The following is a 15,086-nucleotide window of genomic DNA, read 5'->3' on the forward strand; positions in this document are numbered from 1 at the left end:
ATATGAAGCATCCTGCTTGTAGAATGTATGGTGGGCTTTATCCATGATACTGTATGTGAGGAGAAAGGGAATGAGTACAGAAGTTTTAAAGGAGATTTTGGCTTATATAGATGAACATATTTATGAAAAAATCAGTTTGTTGGAAATGGCAGAAATGGCTGGTTATAGTCCATTCTATTTCAGTAAATTATTTTCAGAAATTATGGGTATACCAATAACCGGATACATTAGGATCAGAAAGCTACAATATGCGCTTGGTTCTTTGCTGGAGGGTAGGAAAGTTCTTGATGTATCACTTATGTATGCATTTGATTCTCACGAAGGATTTACACGTTCATTCACACAATTGTTTGGTTCCACGCCAAGTAAGGTGAAAAAGTATCTTACTTCGTATATGGTGCCAGAATATTGTGTGCCAAACATAGAAGGAAGGAGAATGCGTATGGGAGCAGACAAGGAAAACTTAATAGATAATATGCATCAGATTGTTTATGAAGTACTTAAAACGTCGTTTGAAGAGGCCGATGCAGGAGGATTTTGCACGGAAATTAATATTACACTGTATGAGGATGGAAGAATAAAGATAACTGATAATGGAAGAGGAATTCCTCTTTCACAAAATGAAAAGAAAAATCAGCAGGTATTGGATAAAATACTTTCAGGCCATCCTATATCGAGTATAGAATATGCACAGATGGGTGATTTCGCCCAAGGTGGCATGCAGGCGATAAATTCATTATGCGAAAATTTGCGGATTAATGTGTATAGAGATAGTAACTGCTATAGTCAGGACTATGTAAGGGGGATTGCCCAACATGACGTGAATTTTTGTAAAATGGAACATTCGTCAGGTACAGAGATAATATTGAAACCAGATAGTCGGATTTTTGGGGATATCAGGTTTTCCACTGATATGATTAAGAAGTGGGTAGAAGAGAATAATGTGACAGGAGCAATTGTTTGTATTAAAGAACAAAGTTATTAATTATGATTTACCGTTTGCTTTATGTTGTTTGCATATTGAAAAAGGGGTGTGGAATATTTTTCTCGCCTCTTTTTTGACCTTGAATTTGCAGGAAAGGAAAATGCTTTTTTAATACAGAATATATTTCTGTTATTGAAAAATATTTTGATCATATTCATACAGTGCAGGATCAGCCGGTGACAATACATAAAAAGCTTAATAAATTGCTAGTAGAAAATTTGAATGAAGTATTGGCTATGTATAATCGCGGCGTAAGGTTGACTTTTACAGATATTAGAGCAATTAAAACAATTATGGAAAAGGAATTGAACGAGATTTGATACTGAATGAGACTAAGTAAAATAAAGAGGAACGCAATAGACTATGGAGGAAAAATTATGAGTAACTTTTTTGATGAAACCATGCAAGGATTATTGGAAGCAGCGGAAATTGCAAAAGGAAATATTACGTTAACAGAGTGGGAAAATATGCCGGCTCCCACATTTTATGTCGCAGATAATGTGTAGATAAGATTGTTGAAATACGCAGAAAGAAGTTATATACAATGAAAATCTACGATAGATAGACTGGGGTCTACGAAGGAAAAGTTGTCCTCATAGCGATAAAATTGTAAAATACAGTCATGAAAATCGTATTTTTATAGTTTTACGGGAGGAACAGCAATGGATCAGGAAAAGATTGGGGTATTCATTTCTACATTAAGAAAAGAGCAGGGGATGACGCAACAACAATTGGCGGATGCGATTGGTGTCAGTAACAAAACAATATCCAAATGGGAATGTGGCAAAGGAATGCCGGAGCTGGCATTGATTGTTCCGTTATGCCACATTCTGCAAATTAGTATTAATGAGTTCCTGTCAGGTGAACATTTGTTGGAAAACGGTTACACTGAAAAAGCTGAAGTCAATATGATGAATCTTTTACAGGAAACAGAAAATAGCAAAAAGAAAAGCCGAAGTTCATTATTGGCTTTTGGGATAACTGTGATAATTTTTTTATTCGTTGTTTTATATTCTGTTATTACCAATATGGGAATCAGTATGAATATGCTTTTTGTGGATATGCCTACATTATTGAGTATGTTTTTAGTTACTGCTCTATTTTTGCTGGGGACAAATTTGGGACTACCCTTTTTTGATTCCTTTCGGATTATTTTTGGAAAAAAGAAATCAGTATCAATAAAACAATTGTTTCAGGCAAAATCAGCGATAAAGCTTGCAAAAATCACATTTTTGGGAATGGGATTCCTCGAAAGCTGTATCAGCTTTATGGCAATTCAACCTATGGGGGAAGGAACACTTCTTTTTACAGGATTAAGTATTTCCATTTCAATTGCATTAAATGGAATTTTATATGGATTAATTGGTTTTCTGCTATTACTGCCAATTCAGGTAAGGTTAGAAATAATGTATATGCAGAAGCAGGAAGATAGTGAAAAGAAAACAGAGGATGATGCGGAATAAGTATTGTAAATATGCCCCACCAGCGGCTGCTGATAGGGCATTTGTTGTATAGGGTTCTTAGCTTTCGCTGTATTTCTCTTCGCAGTATTTGCAGCGGTAGATCTCTTTTTTCTCATCGGAGAGGACGAATACGTGGGGCAGTCCCTGCTCAATGGAAGTGATGCATCTGGGGTTGCGGCATTTGATGACGTTTTTGATCTGTTTGGGAAGTACCAGTACCTTCTTCTCTACGATCTCACCATTTTTGATGACATTGACGGTGATGTTGTGGTCGATGAATGCCAGTACATCCAGATCCAGCATATCGATGTCACATTCTACTTTCAGAATGTCTTTTTTGCCCATTTTTCCGCTGCGGGCGTTTTTGATGATAGCAACGGTGCAGTCTAACTTATCCAGCTGAAGGTGCTCATAGATTGAGAGACTTTTTCCGGCTTTGATATGATCGAGGACGAAGCCCTCTTCGATTTTTCCTACATTTAACATAGTAATCTCCATTCTGCAGGCACAGAGTGCTGCGTATGTTAACTTTAATATACGAATTCATAAGATAATTTTGCGGTCAGATACCGGAAAATTATGCCAGACCCAGCAAAGTCAGGATCAGAGCCATACGGACATAGACAGCGAACTGTGCCTGTTTGAAATAGGCGGCTCTGGGATCGTCATCGATCTCCACGGAGATCTCATTGATTCTGGGAAGGGGATGCAGCACCAGCATATCGGGCTTCGCCAGTTCCATTTTTTCAGGGGTCAGTACATAGAAATCTTTCAGGCGGACGTAATCCTCTTCGTTGAAGAAACGTTCCTTCTGCACACGGGTCATGTATAAGAGATCCAGCTTAGGCATCACATCTTCGAGACGGATAACTTCCTGGAAAGGAATGCCTTTCTCGCGGAGCATGTCGGTGACATAGTCGGGGATCTTCAGTTCTTCGGGAGAGATGAAGATGAATTTGATGCCTTCGTAGCGCACCAGTGCGTTGATCAGGGAGTGTACGGTACGGCCGAATTTCAGGTCACCGCACAGACCAATGGTAAAATTATTCAGATCGCCGTGGAGGCTGCGGATGGTCTGCAGGTCGGCCAGGGTTTGGGTGGGATGCTGATGTCCACCGTCACCGGCATTGATCACGGGGATCAGGGATTTCTCTGCGGCTACCATGGGAGCGCCTTCCTTGGGATGGCGCATAGCGCAGATGTCCGCATAGCAGGAGATGATGCGGATGGTATCGGATACACTTTCTCCTTTAGAAGCAGAAGAGGAAGCCGCATCGGAGAAGCCGATGACTCTGCCGCCTAAACGGGTCATGGCGGTTTCAAAGCTTAAGCGTGTACGGGTGCTGGGCTCATAGAAGCAGGTGGCGAGGATCTTGCCGTCGCATTTGTGGGCGTATTTGGCGGGATCCTTCTCAATGTCGTCTGCCAAAGCGAACAGCTTGTCCAGTTCCTCAACAGAGAAGTCAAGTGGGTTCATCAAGTGTCTCATTTTTTCATTTCCTCGTTTCTGCGCTGCTATTTTCGACACAGTGACCGTACGGAATAGGAGAATCCGTGTTCACTTGTGTATGCGACATCATAAGAATACAGCGCTTTTCTTATGATGCGGGTAGTAACGGGACCCGCAGGAAGCGGACAGTTCATACCCTGACCAGAAAAAAGTCGAAGAGGAAAAACTCTTCGACTTTAAAATTACTGTTGATAAGATAACAGATCCGTTACGGATTTCCGTTTGGGAGCAACGGGTGCTTCTGCGGGATAACCGATGGGGATCAGTGCGATCAGGTCCTGATTTTCAGGAATCTCAAGAAGATCAGCAGCTTCCTGCTGATCGAAAATACCCATGATCACGGTGCCAAGGCCCTGCTCGTAAGCAGCCAGGCAAAATGCTTCGCTGGCAACACCGGCATCGAACATCTGCCATGCATCGCCTCTGGCGGTAGTGAAGGAGCCGTCTCTCTCGAAACCGCTTCTGCCCTTGATCACGGTTACTGCAACGACCATGGGAGCGTTCTCCATGATCTTGCCATTACCCGGGAAGGAGGAAGTACATGCTGCCAGTTTCGCTTTCTTTTCGCCTTCCACAGCGATATAACGAACGATTTGCGTATGCTTCCAGCTGGGAGCATAAGAAGCTGTCTCTACGATCTGAGCCAGAAGCTCATGAGATACCGGCTGATCCGTATACTGACGGATACTTCTGCGGCCTGTGATACATTCTTTTGCGGTCATTGTTTATCCTCCTGTATTTTTGCATTTGTAATATAATAGCATTTCTGAAGGGTAGAATCAAGCAGGAAAAAGTGAAAAAATATAGAAAATTTGTGTGACTATGACAGAAAGGTTTTGCATTCCCGGATAGGATATCATATAATGAGGCAAAGAGAACTATACTGAGGAAGCGGATCGTGTAAAGCCGGTTCCACTGTACGTTACAGATGACTGTGGAATATCGGACCAGGCAATAAAAGGAGGGCACTATGTCAGTAGAATTTGTGGAAAAGAAGCGCTGGTTATTTTTAGGATTACCTTTTACTTTTACCAGGTATGTGATCAAAGAGGATATGATCACTGTGGACACGGGTGTGTTCACCAAGGTAGAGAATGACTGCTATATGTACAAGGTACAGGATGTGGAGCATACGGCAAGTATCTGGGAGAGAATGGTAGGACTTGGCACCATTGTCTGTTATACCGGTGATACCACTCATCCAAAACTGTTGATCGAGCATATCCGCAATTCCAAAGCGATCAAGGAGTTTATTTTGAAGGAGTCGGAGGAAGCCAGATTGAAGCGCAGAACTGTGAATATGCTGGATATCGGTTCCGGAGAGATGGGGGATATTGACGACTTACAGTAATAGAAGAAACAAGTATACATTAGTATAAGAGACGGGACCTTCCGGGGCCCTGTTTTTTCGGGAGAAGAGATTTATGGAACTTGATATGACGAAGGGCAGCCCTGCTAAGCTGATTACAAAATTTATCATTCCAATTATCATAGGTAATATTTTTCAACAGCTATACAGCATGGTGGATACCATTATCGTGGGTCGGTTCGTAGGTGTAGATGCATTGGCGGCAGTAGGAGCCACCGGGTCAGTAAGCTTCCTGATCTTGGGATTTACCCAGGGACTGACCACCGGATTTACTGTGCTGACGGCACAACGCTTCGGAGCCGGGGACCGGGAGGGTATGCGCAAAAGTATCGGAAGCGCAGCCATCCTGTCGGTGATCGTGACAATCGTGATGACGGCAGTCAGTATGACCGGCATGGACAGTCTGCTTCGGGTGATGAATACTCCGGAAGATATTTTCGATATGACGAAGGAATACATTATGATCATCTGTGCGGGAATTGCCTGCAATGTATTGTATAACCTGTTGTCCAGTATCCTGCGTGCCATCGGCAACAGTGTGGTGCCGTTAGTATTGCTGGTGATCGCTTCGGTGACGAATATTGTCCTGGACTATGTACTGATCGTTTACGGTCATATGGGAGTGGGCGGTGCAGCTTATGCGACTATCATTTCTCAGGGATTATCCGGTGTACTGTGTCTGATTTATATTATTAAGAGCGTACCTACACTGCATATCCGTCCGGAGCATTGCAGACTGGAAAGTCAGTGTGTGAAAAATCAGCTGACCGTGGGAATTCCCATGGCACTACAGTTTTCCATTACAGCTATCGGTACTATCCTGGTACAGGCAGCACTGAATTTGCTGGGTTCTACCGTGGTGGCATCTTATTCTGTCTCCTGCAAGGTGGAACAGCTGGTGACACAGCCCTTTGCCGCAATGGGTGTGACTATGGCAACTTACTGTGCGCAGAACCGCGGCATCAATGATCTGGACCGGATCCGTAAGGGCGTGAAAGCTGCCAATATCATGTCCGGTGTCTATGCGGTGCTTGTCTACGGACTGGTATATATAGCGCTTCCTTATATTGTACCGCTGTTCATCTCCGAACAGGTTGAGATGGTATGCGGCTATGCCAGAACGTATATTACGATCTGTGGCATGTTCTTCATTCCGCTGGGAATGATATTTATCTTCCGAAATGCGCTGCAGGGCTGTGGCTTTGGCTTCATGCCCATGATGGGCGGTGTGGTGGAACTGCTGAGCCGTGGTATCGTGGCTTTTGCGGCAGCGCATCTGATGAGTTATGTGGGTGTGTGCTTTGCCAATGCCTCAGCCTGGCTGACCGCAGGTATTTTCCTCTGGATCGCTTATCATTTCCTTATGAAGAAGATGGTGCGGGACAAAAAGGCTCATGAAGAACGGATGCTGGCGGAAGCAATGCAGTAATAGTAATGCTGTAAAATGGCTCAGGGCAGGATCTTTTCAAAAAACAGTCCTGCCAGGAACCACCAGGGAGCATAGTCCAGCCGGATGATCCGGTGGATGTGGAAACGGCTTTTGCCGTAATCCCAGGGGCAGAGACCATGCTTCCACAGTAGGCGCCCACTGAGATATTCCACGGTGAAGATCATTGCCATATAGAACAGCCCACGCCTGGGACGACTGATGTGCAGGTGCTCAAAAAGCCGTTTGAAGGGTGCAAGCAGGCAGGCGGAGCCGTAGATCGGGAACATCCACAGGGAAGTATTACCGGTAAGACGCAGATCCCTGCGCCGAAGGGAGTGCAGTGCTGTGAACAGGATCTCCATGCACCAGCCACACAGTCCGCACAGGAGAAAGCTCCTGCCGAAGGTTTTCAAAGAGTTTGCGATGGATTTTGTCATTTTCATGGACATAGTATATGAAATTTTGGGCGTATGATACGGGAGAGATTGCCATGAACTATCAGGAAGCAATGGAATATATGGAAAAAGTGGGAACTTACGGCATCGTTCCGGGGCTGGACAGCATCCGGGAATTGTGCAGAAGACTGGGAAATCCGCAGGAGGAATTGAAATTTGTGCATATTGCGGGAACCAACGGAAAAGGATCCACACTTGCTTATATTTCCAGCATCTTACAGGCGGCCGGATACCGCGTTGGTAAATATATATCACCTGTTATTATTGAATATTGTGAAAAAATCCAGATCGGAAAGCAGAAGATCACGCATAAGGATCTGTGTGAAGGACTGGAGATCATAAAAAAGCATTGTGATGCTATGGTAAGTGACGGCTTCCATCATCCGACGCCCTTTGAGATCGAGACGGCACTGGCTTTTTGGTATTTCCGGGAAAAACAGTGTGATATCGTCGTACTGGAGACCGGTATGGGCGGCAGGGAGGATGCTACAAATCTGATCACGACCACGCAGGTGGCGGTACTGGCTTCCATCGGTATGGATCATATGAAATTCTTAGGTAACAGTCTGGAGGAGATCGCAACACACAAGACCGGAATCTGTAAGCCGGGATGTCAGGTGGTCTCCATGCGGCAAAAAGAAGCGGCACAAAAGGTTGTGGAGCAGACGGCGGCAGAGCTTGGCTGTATACTGACCATGGCAGATGCGGCAAATGCAAAACATGTGAAATACGGACTGAAAAAGCAGACCTTCGATTATGAAAATTATAAAAAGCTGGAGATCACCCTTGCGGGGAAATTCCAGGTGGCAAATGCTGTGCTGGCGCTGGAAGCGGTGCAGGCTCTGGAAAAATGCGGTTATGAGATCAAAGAGACTGCCATTCGGAAAGGCCTGAAGGAGACTGTCTGGAACGGACGGCTGCAAATACTGGAAGAACACCCGTTATTTATAGTAGACGGCGCACATAACGAGGATGCAGCCGCAAAACTTGCGGATTCCATAGAATTCTATTTTACAAATAAAAGAATTATCTATATAATGGGAATGTTAAAGGATAAGGAAGTGGACCGCGTGATCGCGCTGACGGAGAAGTATGCGGATCAGATTCTCACGGTGACACCTCCGGACAATCCCAGAGCCATGCATGCCTATGATCTGGCAACAGAGGTGGCAAAGGTACACCCCAATGTGACGGCGGTGGACAGCCTGGAAGAGGCAGTGGAGCTTAGTCACCTGCTGGCAGGACGGGATGATGTGATATTGTGCTTCGGTTCTCTCTCTTATCTGGGGAGAATCCTGAAGCTCATGGAGAAGAGACAGACAGCAGGGAATAAACGGAAAGCGAAGCGGTGAAAATGGTAGATCAGAAGAAAGTACAGGAAGCAATAAAGCTTTTACTGGAAGGAATCGGGGAGGATACCGATAGAGAGGGACTGAAGGAGACACCGGAGCGGATCGGCAGGATGTATGAAGAAATCTGCGGCGGTATGGATCAGGATGCGGGAGAACATCTGTCGAAGGTCTTCTGCGTAGACAATAACGAGATGGTACTGGAGAAGGATATTACCTTCTATTCTATGTGTGAGCATCATCTGATGCCTTTTTACGGCAAAGCTCATGTTGCGTATATCCCCGATGGCAAGGTTGTGGGTCTGAGTAAGCTTGCCAGGACTGTGGAGGTATATGCCAGAAGATTACAGATCCAGGAGCGCATGACGGCACAGATCGCCGATGATATCATGAAATATCTGGCGCCTCAGGGAGTTATGATAATGTTGGAAGCGGAGCATATGTGCATGACCATGCGCGGGATCAAAAAGCCCGGCAGTCAGACCGTTACCATGGTGACAAGGGGAGTCTTTGCGGAGAATAAGGAATTGCAGGACAGATTTTTACAGCTCGTGAACCGGTAGACATTACGGATGTGTAAGGAAGCTGTTAAGCGACCGGGATGAAATGATGGAGACTCCGATGGATAGAATTGATAAAATATTAAATCATGATTTGTTTTTATATCATTTAGGACGAAACAATGCGGCAGAAGCAGACAGACGCTTCTGCCGTCATAGTATGGTACATTTTCTGGATGTAGCCAGGATCGGTACGATCATAGCACTGGAGGAAGGGTTTAAGATCGACCGGGAATGGATCTATGCGGCGGCACTGCTCCACGATTGTGGGAAACATGAACAGTACGAGAATGGCATTCCGCATGAGCAGGCCAGTGCCCGGATCGCACCGGAGATTCTGAAGACTTGTGGATTCGATGATGAAGAAACGGGTGTTATTGTAACGGCAATCTCCAGACACCGGGATCCTGAGGTAGCGAAGGAGAAGAATCTAAATGGCATCCTGTATCGGGCGGATAAGGCAAGCCGTGCCTGCTTTGCGTGCGATGCGGAGAAGGACTGCAACTGGAAAGACGGCAAGAAGAACCTGACCATTAAGTATTAATTGGTGTCGGGAATATCATAAATAATATTTAAAAAACGTGGGGAGAAGACAAATGAAGATTGGCAACAGAGAGTTTCAGACTAAAGGACATACTTATGTAATGGGAATCCTGAATGTGACCCCGGATTCTTTTTCCGACGGAGGAAAGTGGAATGACAGAGACCGGGCATTGAAGCATGTGGAAGAAATGATCGCTGAGGGGATGGATATTGTGGATATCGGCGGAGAATCCACCAGACCGGGGGGTTATACCCTGTTATCTGATGAGGAGGAGATTGCCAGAGTCGTACCCATGATCGAGTCGGTGAAGGCAAATTTTGACATTCCCATTTCCCTGGACACCTACAAAAGCGGTGTGGCAGAGGCGGGAATCCGTGCGGGGGCGAATCTCATCAATGATATCTGGGGCTTGAAATATGATAATCGTATGGCAGAGGTCATTGCGAAGAGCGGTCTGCCCTGTTGTCTGATGCATAACCGTAAAGAAGCGGATTATCGGGATTTCATGCAGGATGTGGCAGCGGATCTGGCGGACACGATCCATTTGGCGGAAGCGGCAGGCATCGCGGATGAGAAGATCATCTTAGACCCCGGGGTGGGCTTCGGCAAGACCTATGAGAACAATCTGGAGATCATCAACTGTCTGGAAGAACTGAATATGTTCGGTTATCCGTTGCTTTTAGGATGCAGCCGCAAATCCGTGATCGGACTGACACTGGATCTGCCGGTGACAGAGAGAGTAGAGGGGACGCTTGTGACCACCATGTTCGGTGTGCAGAAGGGATGCATGTTCGTCCGTGTGCATGATGTGAAGGAAAATGTCCGCACCATTAAAATGTGTGAAGCCATTTTAAATAGCAGCAAATGATATTTTGCGAAGAAGCGTTGGGAAAGGCGGAGTCGGCAAATGAAAAAAGGCACTTATGAGGACCAGATCCGTATCGAAGAATTGGAAGTATACGCGCATCACGGCGTATATCCGGAAGAAAATGAAAAAGGACAGCATTTTTATGTGAATGCCACGTTATATACGAATACCCGTCCGGCAGGACTGGCGGATGACTTAAGTCTCTCCACCAATTACGGAGAGGTCTGTCAGTTTATCACGGAGTTCATGCAGCAGCATACTTTTCAATTGATCGAAACGGTGGCGGAGCGGACTGCTTACGAAGTATTACAGCATTTTCCGCTGGTACAGGGACTGGATCTGGAGATCCGCAAGCCCGAGGCTCCGATCCCATTACCCTTTGGCAGTGTATCTGTGGCGATTCACAGGGAATGGCATGAAGCCTATATTGCCGTGGGTTCCAATATGGGAGACAGCAGAGAGCATATCGCGCAGGCTTTGGGACAGCTTCAGAAGAACAAAGACATCAGAGTGGAAAAGGTGTCGGAGCTGTTGGAGACACTACCTTATGGCGTCGTAGAGCAGGATAATTTCGTAAATGGAATGTTTGAGATCCGGACGCTGCTTGCACCGGAAGAATTATTACAGGAGCTGCACCGTATTGAGCAGATGGAGGGAAGAGAACGTAAGCTTCACTGGGGTCCACGGACACTGGATCTGGATATTATCTTCTATGATGATCTGGTGTATGCTTCCGAGGATCTGGTGATTCCGCATATAGATATGGAGAATCGTTATTTTGTACTGAAGCCTTTGAGTGAGCTGGCACCGAATTTCCGTCATCCCATTACGCACAAGACTGTAACACAGATGTTGTCGGAGCTCCCTGTGGATCTTACGGAAGGAAACGAAGCGTAAAACGGGCACAGAGACCGATGAACAGACCGGTCACCAGACCGCTTAACAGTAAAAACGGCAGATAGACCAGCACAGCAGGAACAGAAGTCAGTAAAAACGCAACACCGATCTGCCCCAGATTATGAAAAACAGCGCCGGTCATACTTGCAAGGAACAGATAATGTCCATGCAACAGCCGTTGCACAAATACCATTGCCAGAAGGCACAGGAGACCGCCGGAGAGGCTGTACAGGAGACTGATGGCCTGACCGAAGAACAGGGTCGCTAAAAGAATCCGCACCAGAAGCACGAAAAAAGCATCTTTTGCGGAATATTTCCATAGAACAACAAGTGTTATTATATTGGCAAGCCCCAGCTTAATGCCGGGGATCGGAACAATGGGGGGCAGAGCGCTTTCCACGGCATACAGCGCCAGCGCAATGGCAGAGAGCAGGGAAAGTGTCGTTAGTTTTTTGGTAGCTAAGGGTGGTTTCATAATCATCTCCGTATCATCTCCGTGTTTTTGCAATTCATAAACGCGGTGCAGACAAAAGGATCTTCTATCAATAGGTCACACCGTCCGGGACGAGCGTCGTGTCATCCAAACAGACAGCCTCTTCCCTGACCCGGATCACCAGCCGGTTAGGCAGACAGGTGATGGGAAGCAGTGAGGTGCTGATAAATCCCTGATGCACACAGATCTGATCCGGACAATTGGCAGAGATAATGGCGATGCTGCCCGGACGGACGCAGACGGTGTTCGAGGCGCCACCCTCTCCCGGAACTTCAAAGGTATATTCGTCAGTCACTGTGTCCAGACGGATGGTCTCAAGTAATTCACCGCTTTGATAAATGTCAGCATAGAGCGCCTGACCGTTTCCGGTGGAACTGTGGGAGACCGCATAGATCCGGATTCCGCAAAGGATGGCTATTACAAGCAGAACTGCTGCAAGGAGAACTGCTTTTTTTCGATCATTCATGGAAGCATTCATAGGAATAAGGAACTCCTTTCGATGAGAACAGTATAGCAAAAGGAATGTAAAAAATGAAGAAGTATTTGAAAATGCCGTGGGCGGTGCGCCTGGCAACGCTTTTTGCAATGATCCCGGCACTTTTTCTGGGAGGCTGCGGACAGCAGACCGAATGCGAAAATAGCATAGATACCGCCATGGGAACTGTGATCTCCCAGACTGTTTATGTCACCGGAAATTCCCCGACTGCAACGAACGGAAAAACAGATGAAAAGGTAACGGAGGTTGTATTGCAGAAACTAAACGACCTGGAACAACAGGAACTTTCCTGGCGGTTGGATAGTGCGGAAGTGGCGAAGATCAATGCAACTGCCGGGAAGGGACCGATACAGGTCTCCGCCGCGATGGCAGGCTGGCTGAAACGATGCCTGCAGATCTCGGAACAGACAGGTGGGGCTTTTGATGTGAGCATCGGTAAGCTCAGCCGACTGTGGGACATTGATACCTGGGCGGCAGCAGATGACCCGCAGGACTATGAACTTCCGGAGCGGGAGGAAATAGAACAGGCATGCGCTTTGGCAGGCTGGAAGCAGATGATATTGGAACAGCGGACGAACAGTACAGTGGTGAGTATTCCGGCGGGAATGCAGTTGGACCTCGGAGCAGTGGGAAAAGGGGTGGCACTGGATGAGATCCGGAAGATCCTGGAGGAATATCCGGAGGTAAGCGGAGCCGTGATCTCTGTGGGAGGCAGCATTTTAACCTACGGAAATAAGCCGGAGGGCGGCACCTGGCAGATTGCGGTGACAGATCCGCTGGAGCCTTCGCAAAGTGTAGGAGTGCTGACGCTGGATGGCGGGTACTGTGTATCCACTTCTGGAGATTATGAGCGGTACGTGGAAGTGGATGGTGTCAGATATCATCATATATTGGATCCCCGGACCGGCTCCCCGGCGCGCAGCGATGTGGCGGGAGTTACCATCGTGACAAAGGACGGATTTTTAAGTGATGCGCTGTCTACTGCCTGCTTTGTATTAGGATCGGAGGAAGGACAGAAGCTCCTGGAAAAATACGATGCGGAAGGACTGTTCATCGACCATGCGGGGACGATTACCATGACAGAGGGGATGCAGCAATATTTCCATTTGTCGAATTCTCAGAAATAGTGTATAGTAAATATAGTCAACCGTAGATAACAGCAGGTGCGGCAGGCATCCGCTGATACAGCAATGATAATGGAGATTACGATGGAAGAGAAGAATAGTTATCTCTCCGCTGATCCGGAGACCATAAGACAGATCGATGAGAAGATGCCGCCGGAAGAGGAACTTCAGGATCTGGCAGAGTTTTTCAAAGTGTTTGGAGATGCAACGAGATTAAAAATTTTGTCGGTACTGTTGTGCTCTGAGATGTGTGTGTATGATATTGCCATGCTGCTGGGCATGTCTCAGTCTGCTATTTCTCATCAGCTGCGGGTATTGAAGCAGATGGATCTGGTGAAAAACCGCAGAGATGGCAAGACGATTTTTTATGCGTTGGCAGATGACCATATCATCACGATCCTGAATCAGGGTCTGAATCATATCGAAGAAGGCTGAAAATAATTTGCAACAGGAACGAAAAATAAGAGCCGCAGGCGGAATGTCTGCGGCTCTTGCTGCCTGTCATTATTTTTTCAATGCATCCAGTGCTGCCTGTCTGGCTGCATCAAATCCGCTGTAGCTCTGACTGCCCAAAGGGGAGTGATACCAGGTGGAAGTCTCTCCGAACATCTGGAAATAAACATACAGGGAAGTCATATGGATGGCAGTATAATTGCCCTCTGCAATGACCCGGGAATCACTGCCATCATCCCGCATGCATTTCAGGCATGCCTCTCCGCCGTTCACCTGATAGTATACATAGCCGTATCCTACATTGAAGCAGTCGATCCGCTCTTCGGTCAGGACTTCCACCTCATTCCGGGACAAAGAATAACGGCAGAGTCTGTAATTATTTTCCACATCCATATAGTAGATATAGTCACCCTGTGCGATAGGGTACCACAGATTGCCGTCCCATAGAGTGGAGATGCTGTCCGTCGAGGTATTCAGCGCATAGAGATAATGATTTTCCTGAGTACCGTTGTAATAGATGGTACCGTTCACGGCACAGGCGGGATTGATCTCGTAATCTGCCAGATCCGTTTTGTCGGATTTGTCGATTTTCATGCGGTAAAATAAAGGTCCGTTATCGCCTGAGGTCATGATGTAGAGGTTACTTCCCACCAACTGGGCGGAAACGATGGGATCTCTGGTAAGTCCGGTCACATCCGTACCGTTTAATTTACAGCGGTTAAAGGAACGAACGGTGCGCAGGGCACCGATACCGGCATCCCCGGAAGCTCCGGTCTGGTAGTAGTAAAGATATTTTCCCCCGGCCAGAATATTTTTCACGGAAGCATTGCCCAGTTTTTTGATATTCTGTTCCGAAGGATCCATGGAGTATAGGGTGTTGCTGTCGTAAGCATTGGCAAAATACACCGTTCCGTCGTACTCACAGAAGTAACCGGAATTGTTCAGATTGCCCGCGGTATTGCCTACCGTCTCCGGGGGATTGTCGGGGATCCGGTCGCCCACGATGGCAAGTGCGCCGACGATGAGTACGAACAGAAGAAAAGGAATTAAAATGAACAAGGCTTTTTTATCTTTCATGTGTTAACCTTCTT

19 protein-coding genes are annotated in these 15,086 nt (G+C 46.5%); 12 read left to right on the forward strand and 7 right to left on the reverse strand.

Translation table 11 applies throughout. The features are described from left to right. Positions 1–70: 70 nt before the first annotated feature. The 3 genes from H9Q77_RS05595 to H9Q77_RS05600 all read left to right on the forward strand — a co-directional run bounded on the left by H9Q77_RS05595 (position 71) and on the right by H9Q77_RS05600 (position 2,448). Positions 71–985 (forward strand): helix-turn-helix domain-containing protein, encoded by a 915-nt coding sequence (locus H9Q77_RS05595; RefSeq protein WP_249326783.1) that lies wholly within the window; start codon positions 71–73, stop codon positions 983–985. A gap of 377 nt (positions 986–1,362) precedes the next feature. Then, a complete protein-coding gene (locus H9Q77_RS16635; protein WP_283244809.1) occupies positions 1,363–1,491 on the forward strand; it encodes a hypothetical protein in 129 nt (42 codons plus the stop codon). Between the two features lie 156 nt (positions 1,492–1,647). Further along, positions 1,648–2,448 (forward strand): helix-turn-helix domain-containing protein, encoded by an 801-nt coding sequence (locus tag H9Q77_RS05600; protein WP_178455956.1) that lies wholly within the window; start codon positions 1,648–1,650, stop codon positions 2,446–2,448. 57 nt (positions 2,449–2,505) lie between these two features. On the opposite strand, the gene H9Q77_RS05605 is transcribed toward H9Q77_RS05600, so the two are convergent. The 3 genes from H9Q77_RS05605 to H9Q77_RS05615 all read right to left on the reverse strand — a co-directional run bounded on the left by H9Q77_RS05605 (position 2,506) and on the right by H9Q77_RS05615 (position 4,680). Further along, positions 2,506–2,934, reverse strand: coding sequence for an aspartate carbamoyltransferase regulatory subunit (locus tag H9Q77_RS05605; RefSeq protein WP_022154720.1), 429 nt, complete (start codon positions 2,932–2,934; stop codon positions 2,506–2,508). Positions 2,935–3,025: 91 nt separating this feature from the next. After that, the gene (gene pyrB, locus H9Q77_RS05610) at positions 3,026–3,937 is read right to left on the reverse strand and encodes an aspartate carbamoyltransferase (RefSeq protein ID WP_022154719.1); all 912 of its coding nucleotides are present in this window, start codon (positions 3,935–3,937) and stop codon (positions 3,026–3,028) included. A 203-nt stretch (positions 3,938–4,140) separates the two neighbouring features. After that, positions 4,141–4,680 carry a nitroreductase family protein gene (locus H9Q77_RS05615; RefSeq protein ID WP_249326784.1) on the reverse strand — a complete coding sequence of 180 codons (540 nt, stop codon included), beginning with the start codon at positions 4,678–4,680 and terminating at the stop codon, positions 4,141–4,143. Between the two features lie 248 nt (positions 4,681–4,928). On the opposite strand from H9Q77_RS05615, the gene H9Q77_RS05620 reads away from it, so the two are divergent. Both H9Q77_RS05620 and H9Q77_RS05625 read left to right on the forward strand, forming a co-directional pair. Next, on the forward strand, positions 4,929–5,309 hold the full coding sequence (locus tag H9Q77_RS05620; protein ID WP_118546417.1) for a PH domain-containing protein: 381 nt from the start codon (positions 4,929–4,931) through the stop codon (positions 5,307–5,309). Between the two features lie 73 nt (positions 5,310–5,382). Then, positions 5,383–6,756, forward strand: coding sequence for an MATE family efflux transporter (locus H9Q77_RS05625; protein ID WP_118546418.1), 1,374 nt, complete (start codon positions 5,383–5,385; stop codon positions 6,754–6,756). Between the two features lie 20 nt (positions 6,757–6,776). On the opposite strand, the gene H9Q77_RS05630 is transcribed toward H9Q77_RS05625, so the two are convergent. Further along, on the reverse strand, positions 6,777–7,199 hold the full coding sequence (locus H9Q77_RS05630) for a putative ABC transporter permease (RefSeq protein WP_249326785.1): 423 nt from the start codon (positions 7,197–7,199) through the stop codon (positions 6,777–6,779). Positions 7,200–7,246: 47 nt separating this feature from the next. On the opposite strand from H9Q77_RS05630, the gene H9Q77_RS05635 reads away from it, so the two are divergent. Genes H9Q77_RS05635 through folK form a run of 5 tightly spaced genes read left to right on the forward strand, consistent with a single transcriptional unit; the run spans position 7,247 to position 11,429 of the window. Then, complete coding sequence (locus tag H9Q77_RS05635) at positions 7,247–8,563, forward strand: bifunctional folylpolyglutamate synthase/dihydrofolate synthase (protein ID WP_118692476.1); 1,317 nt, start codon at positions 7,247–7,249, stop codon at positions 8,561–8,563. 2 nt (positions 8,564–8,565) lie between these two features. Then, on the forward strand, positions 8,566–9,123 hold the full coding sequence (folE, locus tag H9Q77_RS05640) for a GTP cyclohydrolase I FolE (protein WP_118546421.1): 558 nt from the start codon (positions 8,566–8,568) through the stop codon (positions 9,121–9,123). 58 nt (positions 9,124–9,181) lie between these two features. Beyond that, positions 9,182–9,664, forward strand: coding sequence for an HD domain-containing protein (locus H9Q77_RS05645; protein WP_118546443.1), 483 nt, complete (start codon positions 9,182–9,184; stop codon positions 9,662–9,664). Between the two features lie 52 nt (positions 9,665–9,716). Then, positions 9,717–10,532, forward strand: a complete 816-nt coding sequence (gene folP / locus H9Q77_RS05650) for a dihydropteroate synthase (RefSeq protein ID WP_118546422.1) — start codon at positions 9,717–9,719, stop codon at positions 10,530–10,532. Between the two features lie 39 nt (positions 10,533–10,571). Further along, entirely contained in the window at positions 10,572–11,429 is an 858-nt protein-coding gene (gene folK, locus H9Q77_RS05655) for a 2-amino-4-hydroxy-6-hydroxymethyldihydropteridine diphosphokinase (protein ID WP_118550545.1), read from the forward strand. On the opposite strand, the gene H9Q77_RS05660 is transcribed toward folK, so the two are convergent. Next, positions 11,407–11,904, reverse strand: coding sequence for a Gx transporter family protein (locus H9Q77_RS05660; RefSeq protein ID WP_118546444.1), 498 nt, complete (start codon positions 11,902–11,904; stop codon positions 11,407–11,409). The genes folK and H9Q77_RS05660 overlap by 23 nt on opposite strands. Before the next feature lie 67 nt (positions 11,905–11,971). After that, complete coding sequence (locus H9Q77_RS05665) at positions 11,972–12,388, reverse strand: NusG domain II-containing protein (RefSeq protein ID WP_249326787.1); 417 nt, start codon at positions 12,386–12,388, stop codon at positions 11,972–11,974. A 65-nt stretch (positions 12,389–12,453) separates the two neighbouring features. Here H9Q77_RS05665 and H9Q77_RS05670 point away from each other — a divergent pair, with 65 nt between their 5' ends. Beyond that, entirely contained in the window at positions 12,454–13,545 is a 1,092-nt protein-coding gene (locus tag H9Q77_RS05670; RefSeq protein WP_118550546.1) for an FAD:protein FMN transferase, read from the forward strand. Between the two features lie 81 nt (positions 13,546–13,626). Beyond that, positions 13,627–13,977, forward strand: coding sequence for an ArsR/SmtB family transcription factor (locus tag H9Q77_RS05675; RefSeq protein WP_249326788.1), 351 nt, complete (start codon positions 13,627–13,629; stop codon positions 13,975–13,977). Between the two features lie 69 nt (positions 13,978–14,046). On the opposite strand, the gene H9Q77_RS05680 is transcribed toward H9Q77_RS05675, so the two are convergent. Next, a complete protein-coding gene (locus H9Q77_RS05680) occupies positions 14,047–15,072 on the reverse strand; it encodes a DUF5050 domain-containing protein (RefSeq protein WP_249326789.1) in 1,026 nt (341 codons plus the stop codon). Positions 15,073–15,086 lie beyond the last annotated feature (14 nt).

The organism is Simiaoa sunii (assembly GCF_014337175.1).
Lineage (GTDB): Bacteria > Bacillota > Clostridia > Lachnospirales > Lachnospiraceae > Acetatifactor > Acetatifactor intestinalis.

What these genes read in the sequence shown, in the direction of transcription:
- H9Q77_RS05595 (WP_249326783.1), top strand. Translation starts at nt 71, where the DNA reads ATGAGTACAGAAGTTTTAAAGGAGATTTTGGCTTATATAGATGAACAT.
- H9Q77_RS16635 (WP_283244809.1), top strand. Translation starts at nt 1,363, where the DNA reads ATGAGTAACTTTTTTGATGAAACCATGCAAGGATTATTGGAAGCAGCG.
- H9Q77_RS05600 (WP_178455956.1), top strand. Translation starts at nt 1,648, where the DNA reads ATGGATCAGGAAAAGATTGGGGTATTCATTTCTACATTAAGAAAAGAG.
- H9Q77_RS05605 (WP_022154720.1), bottom strand. Translation starts at nt 2,934, where the DNA reads ATGTTAAATGTAGGAAAAATCGAAGAGGGCTTCGTCCTCGATCATATC.
- pyrB (WP_022154719.1), bottom strand. Translation starts at nt 3,937, where the DNA reads ATGAGACACTTGATGAACCCACTTGACTTCTCTGTTGAGGAACTGGAC.
- H9Q77_RS05615 (WP_249326784.1), bottom strand. Translation starts at nt 4,680, where the DNA reads ATGACCGCAAAAGAATGTATCACAGGCCGCAGAAGTATCCGTCAGTAT.
- H9Q77_RS05620 (WP_118546417.1), top strand. Translation starts at nt 4,929, where the DNA reads ATGTCAGTAGAATTTGTGGAAAAGAAGCGCTGGTTATTTTTAGGATTA.
- H9Q77_RS05625 (WP_118546418.1), top strand. Translation starts at nt 5,383, where the DNA reads ATGGAACTTGATATGACGAAGGGCAGCCCTGCTAAGCTGATTACAAAA.
- H9Q77_RS05630 (WP_249326785.1), bottom strand. Translation starts at nt 7,199, where the DNA reads ATGAAAATGACAAAATCCATCGCAAACTCTTTGAAAACCTTCGGCAGG.
- H9Q77_RS05635 (WP_118692476.1), top strand. Translation starts at nt 7,247, where the DNA reads ATGAACTATCAGGAAGCAATGGAATATATGGAAAAAGTGGGAACTTAC.
- folE (WP_118546421.1), top strand. Translation starts at nt 8,566, where the DNA reads ATGGTAGATCAGAAGAAAGTACAGGAAGCAATAAAGCTTTTACTGGAA.
- H9Q77_RS05645 (WP_118546443.1), top strand. Translation starts at nt 9,182, where the DNA reads ATGGATAGAATTGATAAAATATTAAATCATGATTTGTTTTTATATCAT.
- folP (WP_118546422.1), top strand. Translation starts at nt 9,717, where the DNA reads ATGAAGATTGGCAACAGAGAGTTTCAGACTAAAGGACATACTTATGTA.
- folK (WP_118550545.1), top strand. Translation starts at nt 10,572, where the DNA reads ATGAAAAAAGGCACTTATGAGGACCAGATCCGTATCGAAGAATTGGAA.
- H9Q77_RS05660 (WP_118546444.1), bottom strand. Translation starts at nt 11,904, where the DNA reads ATGAAACCACCCTTAGCTACCAAAAAACTAACGACACTTTCCCTGCTC.
- H9Q77_RS05665 (WP_249326787.1), bottom strand. Translation starts at nt 12,388, where the DNA reads ATGAATGATCGAAAAAAAGCAGTTCTCCTTGCAGCAGTTCTGCTTGTA.
- H9Q77_RS05670 (WP_118550546.1), top strand. Translation starts at nt 12,454, where the DNA reads ATGAAGAAGTATTTGAAAATGCCGTGGGCGGTGCGCCTGGCAACGCTT.
- H9Q77_RS05675 (WP_249326788.1), top strand. Translation starts at nt 13,627, where the DNA reads ATGGAAGAGAAGAATAGTTATCTCTCCGCTGATCCGGAGACCATAAGA.
- H9Q77_RS05680 (WP_249326789.1), bottom strand. Translation starts at nt 15,072, where the DNA reads ATGAAAGATAAAAAAGCCTTGTTCATTTTAATTCCTTTTCTTCTGTTC.